The 13,542-nt window shown below is 34.2% G+C and carries 8 protein-coding genes; 3 read left to right on the top strand and 5 right to left on the bottom strand.

The window, feature by feature from the left end; all coding sequences use genetic code 11:
- Nucleotides 1-6: 6 nt before the first annotated feature.
- The 5 genes from BUE10_RS06605 to BUE10_RS06585 form a co-directional block, all read right to left on the bottom strand.
- Complete coding sequence (locus tag BUE10_RS06605; RefSeq protein ID WP_073483499.1) at nucleotides 7-2,121, bottom strand: glycoside hydrolase family 97 protein; 2,115 nt, start codon at nucleotides 2,119-2,121, stop codon at nucleotides 7-9.
- A gap of 28 nt (nucleotides 2,122-2,149) precedes the next feature.
- Nucleotides 2,150-4,453, bottom strand: coding sequence for a glycoside hydrolase family 65 protein (locus BUE10_RS06600; protein ID WP_073483497.1), 2,304 nt, complete (start codon nucleotides 4,451-4,453; stop codon nucleotides 2,150-2,152).
- 43 nt (nucleotides 4,454-4,496) lie between these two features.
- Complete coding sequence (gene pgmB / locus BUE10_RS06595; protein WP_073483495.1) at nucleotides 4,497-5,156, bottom strand: beta-phosphoglucomutase; 660 nt, start codon at nucleotides 5,154-5,156, stop codon at nucleotides 4,497-4,499.
- Nucleotides 5,149-6,666, bottom strand: coding sequence for an MFS transporter (locus BUE10_RS06590; RefSeq protein ID WP_073483493.1), 1,518 nt, complete (start codon nucleotides 6,664-6,666; stop codon nucleotides 5,149-5,151). The genes pgmB and BUE10_RS06590 overlap by 8 nt, the downstream gene beginning before the upstream one ends.
- A 177-nt stretch (nucleotides 6,667-6,843) precedes the next feature.
- Nucleotides 6,844-7,875, bottom strand: coding sequence for a LacI family DNA-binding transcriptional regulator (locus tag BUE10_RS06585; protein WP_053469995.1), 1,032 nt, complete (start codon nucleotides 7,873-7,875; stop codon nucleotides 6,844-6,846).
- A 235-nt stretch (nucleotides 7,876-8,110) separates the two neighbouring features.
- On the opposite strand from BUE10_RS06585, the gene BUE10_RS06580 reads away from it, so the two are divergent.
- From BUE10_RS06580 to BUE10_RS06570, 3 genes are read left to right on the top strand one after another with little or no spacing between them, the layout of a single operon-like run.
- Nucleotides 8,111-11,074: a SusC/RagA family TonB-linked outer membrane protein gene (locus BUE10_RS06580; protein WP_073483491.1), complete on the top strand. Its 2,964-nt coding sequence runs from the start codon at nucleotides 8,111-8,113 to the stop codon at nucleotides 11,072-11,074.
- 36 nt (nucleotides 11,075-11,110) lie between these two features.
- A complete protein-coding gene (locus BUE10_RS06575; RefSeq protein WP_073483490.1) occupies nucleotides 11,111-12,718 on the top strand; it encodes a RagB/SusD family nutrient uptake outer membrane protein in 1,608 nt (535 codons plus the stop codon).
- Nucleotides 12,719-12,742: 24 nt separating this feature from the next.
- A complete protein-coding gene (locus tag BUE10_RS06570; protein WP_073483488.1) occupies nucleotides 12,743-13,492 on the top strand; it encodes a SusE domain-containing protein in 750 nt (249 codons plus the stop codon).
- The last annotated feature ends 50 nt before the right edge of the window (nucleotides 13,493-13,542 follow it).

Below are 13,542 nucleotides of genomic sequence, written 5' to 3'. Positions count from 1 at the left end.
AAAAAATTATTTGGTTTCAATAATGCTTATAGCATAACCTCCGCCAGGAGCAGATAACTGCGATAATTTTGATTTATTAGTTACAGCAATTTTCTTGATGGTGTAAGCTTGCGGATTTGTTTTGTAATGCGCATCTTTTGCATCAGCATAAATGGTTGCCGTGTATTTTTTACCTTTTTCAAGGAAGCTGAAATCGATGTTTGATGTACGAGGAGTTTCTCCGTTTACGTTTCCAATAAACCAGTTGTTTGTTCCTTTTGCTTTACGGGCAACAGTAATGAAATCTCCTGGCTCAGCCTCGATGTATTTACTTTCTGACCAGTCTACAGCCACATCTTTAATGAATTGAAACGCATCTGGAAAACGGTTGTAGTTCTCCGGAGTATCAGCAGCCATTTGTAACGGACTGTACATAGTTACGTATAAAGCTAATTGATTACAAATTGTACTGTTTACGTGCGAAGTATTTCCAGGATTCATCTTGCTGATATCCATTTCGAAGATTCCAGGCGTATAATCCATTGGACCTCCAATTAAACGTGTAAATGGTAAAACAGTAACGTGATTTGGTTTAGAACCTCCAAAAGCTTGGTATTCTGTTCCTCTTGCAGCTTCGTTTCCAATTAAGTTAGGATACGTTCTGCAAATTCCTGTTGGACGAACTGCTTCGTGAGCATTCACCATAATTTTATAATCAGCTGCTTTTTCAATTGCATATTGATAGTGATTTACAATCCATTGATCGTAATGGTTTTCACCGCGAGGTAAAATATCTCCAACATATCCGCTTTTTACAGCATCATATCCGTTGTCTTTCATGAATTTATAAGCTGCATCCATGTGACGCTCGTAATTACGAACTGAACCTGAAGTTTCATGGTGCATGATGATTTTTACACCTTTAGATTTTGCGTATTCGTGCAAACCTTTTACGTCAAAATCAGGATAAGGTGTTACGAAATCAAAAACATAATCTTTTGAATGTCCAAACCAGTCTTCCCAACCTTCGTTCCAACCTTCTACTAAAACGGCGTCGAAACCATTCGCAGCAGCAAAATCAATGTATTTTTTTACGTTAGCATTGTTTGCGCCGTGTGTTCCGCTTGGTTTTGCTTTTGAGAAATCAGAAACTCCTAATTGAACTGTTGGAAAATCATTTGTGTATGACCAAGAGCTTTTTCCTGTAATCATTTCCCACCAAACACCAACATATTTTACTGGTTTAATCCAAGAAGTATCATCAATTTTTGAAGGATCATTTAAGTTTAATGTCATTTTTGAAGCTAAGATTTCTCTGGCGTCATCGCTTACCATAATTGTTCTCCAAGGGGAGTGGCTTGGCGCTTGCATATAACCTTTATCGCCTTTTGCATCCGGAGTTAACCAAGAGGTAAAAGTCATGTTTTTATCATCTAAATTCAAGTGCATACAAGAATAGTTGATCAAAGCTGCTTCGTGTAAGTTGATGTAGATTCCGTCGTTTGTTTTTAACATCAAAGAAGTTTGAACTCCTGTTGGTGAAAATGATTTTTGAGAAACGTTTGCTGTATATGCTTTTTCAGATAAACCTCTAATTTCAGATAATTTCGATTTTGTATAATCGTATTCCTGAGTATCATAATCTCCCGGAATCCAGAAAGCGGTGTGATCTCCAGTCATGGCAAATTGAGATCTTTCTTCTTTAATTACGAAATAAGTAAGATTCTTTTGTGCCGGAAATTCATATCTAAATCCTAAACCATCTTCAAATAAACGGAAACGAATAATGATTTGTCTGTCTGTTCCTTTTTGGTTTAAAGTTACAGCCAATTCATTATAATGATTTCTGATGTTATCAACTTCTCCCCAAACCGGTTTCCAGGTTTCATCAAAAGTTGAAGTTTTGGTATCAACAACCGTAAAGTCATTCAATAAAGATTTTTTATCATCTTTAAGTTCAAGACCTAATTTACTGGTTTTGACAACTTCTTTGTTTTTGTATTTTAAATTGTACGTTGGAGTTCCGTCGTTTTGAAGAGAAAATTCCATTACGAACTTGCCTTCGGGTGATTTTAACTGCTGCGCCTTTGCAACGGTGCTAAACGCAAACAAAATTAAACTTGCGAAAAATAAGTTTTTCATGTTTTTTAGTTTTTAAGTGTGTTGTAATTTAATTTATTTGTACAAATTTACTTGCAATTACAGGATTTCCGTTAACTACAATTGTTAAATCTTGATCGCCGTCTACAGTAAATGTTGTTTCGTTATGATTTACAGCTACTTTTAAAATTTGGTTTCTGAAATTAATTTTAAATGTATAACCTTTCCATTCTTTTGGAATTTTTGGAGAAAAATGCAATTGATCATTTTTCACTCTCATTCCGCCAAAACCTTCTACAATACTCATCCATGTTCCGGCCATTGACGTAATGTGACAGCCTTCTTCAACTTCTTTGTTATAATCGTCAAGATCAAGACGAGAAGTTCTTAAGTAGAAAGTATACGCCATATCCATTTTGTCTAAAACCGCAGCCTGAATCGAGTGTACACAAGGCGAAAGTGAACTTTCATGAACGGTAAATGATTCATAAAATTCGAAATTTCGTTTTAATTCTTCTCTTGAAAAATGATCTTCGAAGAAATAGAAACATTGTAAAACATCGGCTTGTTTGATGTATGGTGAACGTAAAACGCGATCCCAAGACCATTTTTGGTTAATTGGGCGCTGCGAACGATCTAAATCTTTTACCGGAACTAAATCTTTGTCTAAGAAACCGTCTTGCTGCAAATAAACTCCTAACTCTTGAGAAGTTGGGAAATACATATCATTAGCCACTTTTTTCCATTCGTGAATTTCTTCAGAAGGCAGCTTTACTTTTTCTAAAACACGTTTGTGATCTGCCGGATATTCCAGTGCCACTTTATTTATTTGATCTGCCGCAAAATCAATACACCATTTTGCAATATAATTGGTGTAGAAATTATTGTTGATGTTATTTTCGTATTCGTTTGGTCCTGTAACTCCTAAGATTACATATTGATTTTTCTCTTTTGAGAAAGAAGCTCTTTGGTGCCAGAAACGCGCAATCCCAATTAAAACTTCTAAACCTTTTTCTGGAATATAAGAGTAATCACCCGTGTAACGGTAATAGTTGTAAATCGCAAAAGCAATCGCACCATTTCTGTGGATTTCTTCGTGTGTTATTTCCCATTCGTTGTGACATTCTTCACCGTTCATGGTAACCATTGGATATAATGCAGCGCCGTTTTTAAAACCTAAATTATTTTTAGCATTTTCAATCGCTTTGTCTAATTGGTTGTAACGATAAGTCAATAAATTTCTAGCAACTTGCTGATCTTTTGTTGCCATGTAAAACGGAATACAATACGCTTCAGTATCCCAATAAGTTGATCCGCCGTATTTTTCTCCAGTAAATCCTTTTGGCCCAATGTTTAAACGAGAATCTTTTCCTGAATATGTTTGGTTTAATTGGAAGATGTTGAAACGGATTCCCTGCTGTGCTTTTACATCGCCTTCGATTGTAATATCTGACATTTCCCAGATTTTTGCCCAGGCTTCAATTTGATTTTGAAGTAAAGCATCATATCCTGAATTTACTGCCGATTTTATTACTTTTTCGGCTGCAGCCAAAGTATTTTCGTGATTTAAAGAAACCGTATATCCTCCAATTTTTTGGATTGATGAGGTTTGTCCTTTTGCAATAATAGTTCCGTAAGTATACTGAATTTTATCTGTTGTTGAATCGATTGTAGATGGCGAAACATGAATATTTTCTCCATTTGCCAAAATCGTATTGTGCATGAAAGTCGTAACTTTAAAATGCGTTTTAAACGTTTGAGCGGTTACAAAAGCTTCGTTTGTTCCTTTTTTAACTTCAAGCGGTTCCCAGAATTTTTCTTCCCAGTTGGCATCTTCATTGGTTACACCTGCATCAACGTAAGGTTTATAAACGATTTTTGCATCTTTATTTAAAGGTGTAATGTCGTATTTAATGATTCCTGCTTCGTCTAAATCTAAGGAAAGAAAACGACGAACGTTAACGGCGATTTCGGTTCCGTTTTTTAGAGTTGCTTCAAAGGAACGATTGTACCATCCTTCTTTCATGTTCAATTCTCTGCGGAAGTTCCTAACTTCGGTACAATTATTCAAATCAAGATTTTCTTCGTTGATTTCTATGTCAATTCCTATCCAGTTTGGAGCATTAAGTACTTTGGCAAAATATTTCGGATACCCGTTTTTCCACCAGCCCACTTTTGTTTTGTCCGGATAATAAATTCCAGCGATATAACTTCCCTGAAAAGTTTCTGCTGAATATGTTTCTTCAAAATTGGCGCGTTGTCCCATAGCACCGTTCCCGATACTAAAAAGACTTTCAGACGATTTGACTCTTTCGGCATCAAATCCTTCTTCTATAATTGACCAATTGTCTGGTTTTATATAATCTTGGTTCATTTGTTTTTAAAGTGTTTTTCGTGATTGATTGATTTATGATTGATTATTTTGTGATTAATGATTCGATAAAGTTTTCATCCATTACAGTGAAATCTTTAAAAATGAAATCAGCCTCATGCAAAATTGTTTCCTCACCAATTCCCACACTTACCATTTCTGCAATATTTGCTGCCTGAATTCCGGCAACAGAATCTTCAAATACAATTGAATTTTTTGGATCAATGTTTAATAATTGAGCCGCTTTTAAGAAAACTTCAGGATCTGGTTTTGCATTGGTAACGTCATTTCCGTCCACAATAACATCGAAGTAAGAGATGATCCCTGTTTTTTCTAAAATTGGTCTTGCATTTTTACTGGCTGAGCCTAATGCAATTCCTTGGTTTTTATCTTTTAATAATTGCAGTGTTTTAAAAACACCAGGAAGAATCTCGTTTTCGTCCATGTCAACTAAATAAGATAAGTAATCTTCGTTTTTTTGAATTAACCATTTGTCTTTGTCTTCCTGAGAAGCCTCAACATTTCCTAATCCAAGTATAATATCCAACGAACGAACCCGGCTTACGCCTTTTAAAAGTTCGTTGTCTTCATGCGTAAAATTTATGTTTAGAGATTGTGCAATTTTTTGCCAGGCTAAAAAGTGGTATTTAGCGGTATCAACGATCACTCCATCAAGATCGAAGATGAATGCTTTTTTATTATTCATGAATTTCAATTTTAGTTCTGCTATTTACTCTAAGTGTAAGTAATCCGGCAAATATCATCGATACACCTCCAATTATTAAGGCGTAAATAGGTTCGTTGTGAAAGAATTGTTTAATTACAAATCCTAAGATTGTAGCGGCTACAATTTGTGGTATTACGACAAAAAAGTTGAAAACCCCCATGTAATAACCCATTTTTGCAGCTGGCAAAGCTCCGGAAAGCATAGCGTAAGGCATTGACAAAATACTTGCCCATGCAATACCAACTCCTAACATTGGCAGGATCAGCATTTGTTTATTACCAATAAAATAAATCGAAATTAAACCAATACCTCCAGCACATAAGGCTAATAAATGTGTTGCTCTAATGCCTACTTTTTTTGCAATAACTGGTAATAAGAAAGCTACGGCTGCAGCTACTCCGTTATAAACCGTAAATAAAACAGAAACCCAGTCAGCAGCATCATTGTATACTTTTGAAGTTGTATCGGTTGTATGAAAAAGATGTGTTGTAACAGCTTGAGTTGTATAAATCCACATGGAGAAAAGCGCAAACCAGGAGAAAAACTGAACCCAGGCTAATTTTTGCATTGTTTTAGGCATATTCAATAAATCGGTCATGATTATGGTAAACCCATTCTGAACTTTTTTAGTTCGTAACTGGGAAGCAATTACAAATAAAACACCCATAAAAATCAGCCCGATGAATAAAATATACAGCTCTTTTGCAAGGCTGTTTTCAAAAATTAAAAATGAAACTAATCCTCCAACAGCAGCAAATATTAATCCTAAAAACAATTGTTTTTGAATCGTAACACCTGATTCAGTTTCAGAATTAGATATATCTTCGGTGTTTTTTTTGCTGTTAGCTTCAAATGCTAAAAGTTCTTCAGGAGTATATTCGGTTGTTTTAAAAACAGTCCATAAAACAGAAAGAAGAAAAATAATTCCACCAATATAGAACGACCATTTTACTGTGTCCGGAATAATTCCTTTAGGAGCAACATTGTTTAAATCAGATAAATTTGCGAAAAGATAGGGTAAAATAGAACCTACAACAGCTCCGGTGCCAATAAAGAAACTCTGCATAACAAAACCCAATGCTCGTTGCTCGTCAGGTAAATTATCGCCTACAAAAGCGCGGAAAGGTTCCATTGAAACGTTTATCGAAGCATCCATTATCCATAAAGTTCCAGCCGCAATCCATAAAGTAGGAGAGTTTGGCATAACAAATAATGCGATTGAAGATAAAATGGCTCCAATTAAAAAATAAGGGCGACGTCTGCCTAAACGAGTCCAGGTTCTGTCACTGAAATAACCAATAACGGGCTGAATTATTAAACCTGAAACAGGCGCAGCAATCCATAAAATTGGGATGTCATCTATTTTAGCACCAAGGGTTTCAAAAATTCTTGAAGTATTTGCGTTTTGCAGTGCAAAACCAAACTGTATTCCTAAGAAACCGAAACTCATGTTCCAAATTTCCCAGAAACTTAATTTACGCTTTTCCATTATCGTAATTTGTGAAAAATTATACGATAAGCGCTTTGCTTATCAAAACTTACTGTTTTTTCGAAGTAAAAGTAAAAGCTTTGACGGCCGTAAAAGTATAAATTATTTTTAGATATATGCTAACAAAAAAGCCATAAATATTTTTTATGGCTTTAGAATGTGCTGATTTTAAGAATTTTAGTCAGTAGATTCTCTTTTTATTAAATGTGTTTCTATAACTTCTGTTGTGTAGTTTTCGTTTTCTTCTTCGTCATCATCGTGTTCGGCTTCGAGTCTTTCGATCAGCATTTTAGCTGCTTTATTTCCCATTTTTTCACCACTTTGGCTTACCGTCGTAATACTTGGAGTCGAATATTTTGAGATAATTCCGTCAGTAAAAGCAATTACGGCTAGATCTTCGGGAACTTTTAATCCCATTTTTGATGCAGTTTTAATAATTGTTACTGCAAAAAGTTCATTTACAGCAAAAACAGCATCAAAAGCTCTGTCGTGCAAAAGCTGACTGATGGTGATTTCACAAGTATCAACATCTTCAATTTTTATGATTAAATCTTCGTTGAAGGGAATTCCGTTGTCTAAAAGTGCTTTTTCATAACCATCTGTTCTTAGTTTTCCAACGCTTACATAATCAACAGTTGTTACTAAAGCGATCTTTTTTCTGCCATTATCGATTAAACTTTGAACCGCTTCATAAGCGGCTGCTTTATCATCAATAATCACTTTATCGCATAAAATATCATTGGTCACGCGGTCGAACATTACAACCGGCATTCCTTGATTGATAACTTCGGTAATGTGGTGAAAATCACCTTTAAACTGGGTTTCTTTAGAAAGAGACATGATAAAACCATCGATGCTTCCATTGGCTAACATTTCCATATTCAGGACTTCTTTATCAAAAGAATCATCAGATAAACAGATGACAACACTGTAGCCATTTTCGTTAGCAACCTGCTCAATTCCGTTGATTACGGTAGAGAAAAAATAATGTACAATTTCTGGAATGATAATACCAATACTTTTGGTTTTTCGATTTTTTAAACTAAGGGCAATATTGTTTGGTTTATAGTTGTAAAACTTTGCAAAAGCCTGCACTTTTAAGCGCGTTTCTTCTCCAATTTCAAGGCTGTTTCTGAGTGATTTTGAGACAGTTGAAATAGAGACATCAAGTTCCTTTGCAATCTGTTTTAAGGTTATTTTGCGTTTCATGGCGTGAATTGAAAAAAATCTAATTAATAATAAAGGTATCTGAAATTTTTATAATTGACAATTTTTGACTTAAAAGATTACAAAAAATAGAAAGTTTTCAACACTACCACGTTTTCGTAAACCAATTAAAAATGCCTCTCGTCGACCGTGTTAATAAATTCCTAATTTTGAAATTCGAAGTAAAATTAAAAACTTAACTAACAATCACAAACTCAAACTAATTTAAACAAAAAGTATGAAAACAATTTACAAAAAGTTGTTATTTTTATTCCTATTGTTGCCTTTTACAGTGTTAGCTCAAAACACTTTAAATGGAACTGTTGTTGATAAAGCAACAGGTCAGCCAATACCAGGAGTAAATGTAAATGTACAAGGTGCTCCAAGCGGTGCATCAACCGGATTTGATGGTAATTACCAGCTGTCGAATGTAAAAAATGGAAGCAAAATTGTAGTTTCGTTTATCGGCTACAAAACGCAAACGATTGATTACGCCGGACAAAAAACTCTAAATGTTTCTTTAGAAGAAGATACGAACCAACTTAAAGAAGTTGTAGTACAAGTAGGTTACGGAACTGTTAAGAAAAAAGACGCAACAGGTTCTGTATCTCAAATTTCTGCTAAAGAATTCAATAAAGGTATCAATGTAACTCCAGAAAGTTTAATTAGCGGCCGTATTTCGGGGGTTAATGTAACTGGAAGTGGAGCTCCTGGAGCAAAAGCAGATATCAGGATTCGTGGAGGATCTTCATTAAGTGCTTCAAATGACCCATTGATTATTTTAGATGGACTTCCTTTAAGTAACGCTGTCCCAAGTGGAGCTACAAGTATTTTATCAACTATTGATCCTAATGATATTGAATCGTTTACAGTATTAAAAGATGCTTCTGCGGCAGCAATTTATGGTTCAAGAGCAGCAAATGGTGTAATTGTAATTACAACTAAAAAAGGAACAAAAGGTGGAGTGAAAGTTAATTTTAGTTCACAAGTAGGTGTTAATACTGTTGCAAATAAAGTAGATGTTTTAAGTGCAGATCAATTTCGTGCTGTTGTTAATGCAAATGGGACACCACAACAAAAAGCATTGTTAGGAACAGCAAATACAGATTGGCAGGATGAAATCTTTAATACAGCACTTACAACAAACAACAATATCTCTGTAAGTGGCGCTTTATTTGATAAATTACCAGTTCGTTTATCTGTTGGAAATGTTGATAATCCTGGAATCCTAAGAAACACTTCTTTTGAAAGAACTACGACATCGATATCGTTAAATCCTGTTTTGTTTGATAATCACTTAAAAATTGACATTAGTGGAAATCTAGCATTCGCTAAAAATCAATTTCAAGATGAAGGTGGTGTTATTGGAAGTGCTCTTGCTTTTGATCCTACACAATCTGTTTATCAGGCTGGTTCTCGTTATGGAGGATATTTTGAATGGTTGGAAGCAAATGGGAATGTGCCTTTATTGCCAGCCAGAAATCCTGTAGCAAGATTAAATCAAGAAGATAAAAGAGCTACTTCAACAAGAAAATGGGGAAATATTAGATTAGACTATAAATTCCATTTCTTCGAAGATTTAAGAATCATTGCTGAAGCAGGTATTGATAAGTTTAATAGTAATGGATATAATGAGCAAAGTACACAAAGTATTTTAGGATACCAGCCAAATGCTTTCAGTAATGGAAACTGGGTGAATTTAGGAAACTACAATTCATATACAGATGATCTTCAAAATAAAAACTTGAATACTTACTTTAATTATACTAAGGATTTAGGAAAATTTAAAATTGACGCTACTGCAGGATATAACTATCAGTTATTTCAAAAAGAAAAGTATGAGTCTGGAGAAGTTAGACAACCAACTCCAAAAGAAGATGTTACCACAGATGCTGACGTTAACTTACAATCGTATTTTGGACGTTTGACTTTAAACTATGATAGTCGTTATTTATTGACATTAAACTACAGAAGAGACGGAACTTCTCGTTTTTCTGAAGATAACAGATGGGGTAATTTTGGAGGAGCTGCTTTTGCATGGAATGTTGCTGAAGAAGCATTCTTAAAAGATAATTCAACTCTTTCAAGTTTAAAATTAAGAGTAGGATATGGTACTACTGGACAACAAGACATTTCATCTGCATATGACTTTTTACCAAGAGTAACTTTAGGAACTATCAATTCTCAATATATTTTTGGAAACACAGTTTATGCAACAGCAAGACCAGAAGGATATAATAAAAATATCAAATGGGAAGAGTTAGCGGAAACAAACGTAGGTATCGATTTTGGATTTTTTAATGATAGAATTACAGGTACAGTAAACTACTTTGATAAAAAATCAAGTGATTTATTAGCAGATGTTTTAGTTCCTGATGGGGCAAATTTAAGAAACCAAGGATTTAGTAATATTGGTAGTCTTGAAACAAAAGGTGTTGAATTTAGTATTGCTTCTGATATCGTTAAAAATGATAACTTGACTTGGAATGTTGCTTTTAATACAACTTACATTCACCAGGAAATATCAGATTTAGGAACTACAGTACCTGGATTTACAGGATATATTATTGGAGATAATATTGCTGGAGGTTCTGGTAATAAAATTTTGATAAACTCAGTTGGGTATGCTCCAAATTCATTTTTTGTTTACGAACAATTATATGATGCTAACAAAAAACCTATTGAAGGAGCTTATGCTGATAGAAATGGGGATGGAAAAATTGATGATGGAGATCGTTATAAATATCATAAACCAGCACCAGATTATACTTTTGGATTGTTCTCTACTTTAAATTACAAAAAGTTTGATTTTGCAATGAACTGGAGAGCAAGTTTAGGAAACTATATCTATGATAACGTAAGTTCAGATAAAGGATATTTATTAGCTGGATTGAGAAGACAAACAGACTTAGGAAACATTAGTTCTGATTATAACAATACAGGATTTGTAACTAACAACAATTACTTATCAAACTATTTTGTAAAAGATGCTTCTTTTATAAAATTAGATAATGTTACTCTTGGATATACTTTTGATAAAACTTTATTAAAAGCTGCTTCTTTAAGATTTACTGCTGGAGTTCAGAATGTTTTTGTACTTACAAAATACGACGGTTTAGATCCAGAGAAATTTAATGGAATCGATAACAATGTTTATCCAAGAGCTCGAACTTTTATATTTGGCGTAAATGCTAATTTCTAAAAGTAACTGATAAATAAAATTTAAAAAATAAACAAAATGAAAATATCATTTAAATATATATCTTATTTCTTCCTATTTATTTTAGGATTAAATATGACGCTTATTTCGTGTACTGACGATTTAAACGTGACGCCAAAAGATGATGATGAATTTCTTTCTGAGACTTTTTACAAAGACCCAGCTTCATACAAACAGGTATTAGCAAAATTATATGCGGGATTGTATGTAGGAGGAAATGACGGAGATGGTTCACCAGATATTTCAGGTATTGGAGGAGATTTTAGCAGTTACTTACGTTTGCTTTTTGTAACGCAAGAGTTCCCTACTGATGAAGCAATTATTGCATGGGCTGATGGTAATTTACCTTCTTTAAATACACAAGGATGGTCACCGAATAATGAATTTTTGTACGGGACATTCTCAAGAGCATTTTATGAAATTAGTGTTGCAAATGAATTTTTGAGACAAACTACAGATGAGAAGTTAAGTGCAAGAGGTGTTGATGGTAATCTAAAAGCTGAAGTTGCTAAATTCAGAGCTGAGGCTCGTTTCTTGAGAGCTTTTTCATATTATAATTTAATGGATTTGTTCGGAAATGTGCCAATTACTACTGAAAATGATCCAGTTGGATTCTTCTACCCAGAACAAAGATCAAGAGCTGAAGTTTTTGCATTTATAGAATCAGAATTAAAAGATTTAGATAATAGCTTAGTTGCTTCTAAATCGAATGAATATGGAAGAGTAGATAAAACAGCTGCTAAATTTTTATTGGCGCAAATTTATTTAAATTCAAAAGTATATACAGGAACTGATAGAAATAATGAAGCAGCTACTGTATGTAAAGATATTATTGATAACTCAGGATATTCTTTTGCTAATATCCCATACAAAAATTTATTTTCTGCAGATAATAATAGAAATGGCGCTCAAAGTGAATTTATTTTTCCAGTTGTAAGTGATGGAAATGCTATTAGAGCTACAGGTGGTGGAATGAGTTTCATTCTTCATGCTTCTATCGGTGGAAGTATGGATGCAGCTGCTCAAGGAATGAATGGTGGTTGGGCAGGAATTAGAGTGCGTAAAGAGTTTGTTTCTCTTTTTCCAGATGCTACTGCAACAGGAGATAAAAGAGGTACTTTTTATACGAATGGCCAAAATTTAGACATTGCGAGAGTTGATATTTTTACAGATGGCTATGCATCTACTAAGTACACTAACGTAAATTCTGATGGTACTGCAGCGCAAAGAAATGATATTCCTGATACTGATTTTCCTATGTATAGATTATCTGATGTCTATTTAATGTATGCTGAGGCTAGTGTTAGAGGTGCAGCAGCAGGAAACATTGCAACGTCAGTAGGATATATTAATCAAATTAGAACTAGAGCGGGTGCAGGAACAATTGCAGCTTCAGATTTGACACTTGATTTTATCTTAAATGAAAGAGCAAGAGAGTTATTTTGGGAATGCCACAGAAGAACCGATTTGATTCGTTTTGGAAAATTTACAGGAGGATCTAAAATCTGGCAATGGAAAGGTGGAACTCAAGGAGGATCAGCTACAGATTCATTTAGAGATTTGATGCCTATTCCAACAAAAACAATTCAGGCAAACCCAACTTTAAAGCAAAATCCAGGATACTAACTAACCTTATAAAAAATAATAAAAATGAAAAATATATATAAAATTTTAATCGCATTTGTTGGTGTACTAGCGGTATCATGTAATGCTGACGATGTAGAAGACAGACCAGTAATCGAGGCAGCAACTGCTCCAGTATTATTAACTCCAAAATCAGATTTTAGTATTGTTCTTCAAAATGCAAATGCAGCAAATGAAGCAACGACTTTTGTATGGGATTATGCAGCATATAATGGAACGCAGACTATTGTAACTTATAGTCTAGAAATGGCAAAGGCAGGAACTAGTTTTGCAAGCCCTGTAGTAGTGGCTACAACAACTGATAAATTTAAAAGTTTTACAGTTGCAGATTTAAACTCAGCTTGTTTGAACGCTGGTTTTGCTCCTTTTGTAGCTTCTAATATTGATGTGCGTATTAAATCATCTGTCGGATCTGGCGGTTCTTTAGGTCAAGTTTCAAATTTTTATACTATCAATGTAACGCCATATCCAGCTTGGCCAAATTGGGGTATTATTGGTTCTGCAACTCCAGGAGGTTGGGATGCTGATACTAATTTAGACTATGATTTATCTACTAAAAAATATTCTTATGTTGGACCATTAGTAGTAGGTGAAATTAAATTTAGATTAGATGATGCATGGACAACTAATTATGGAGATGATGGTAATGATTTAACTTTAGATGCTGGAGGAGCTAATATTCCTATTCCAGTGGCAGGAAATTACACTATCGTTATCGATTTTACAGCTAAAACATATACTATCACAAAAAACTAGTATTTCGATAATCAAAAGGGCTATCTCCAGATAGCCCTTTTTTAATAATT

Source organism: Flavobacterium sp. CF108 (genome assembly GCF_900129795.1).
In the GTDB taxonomy this organism is placed as follows: domain Bacteria; phylum Bacteroidota; class Bacteroidia; order Flavobacteriales; family Flavobacteriaceae; genus Flavobacterium.
The sequence above is the reverse complement of the archived record's forward strand: the minus strand, read 5'-3'. Positions and strand labels throughout refer to the sequence as shown.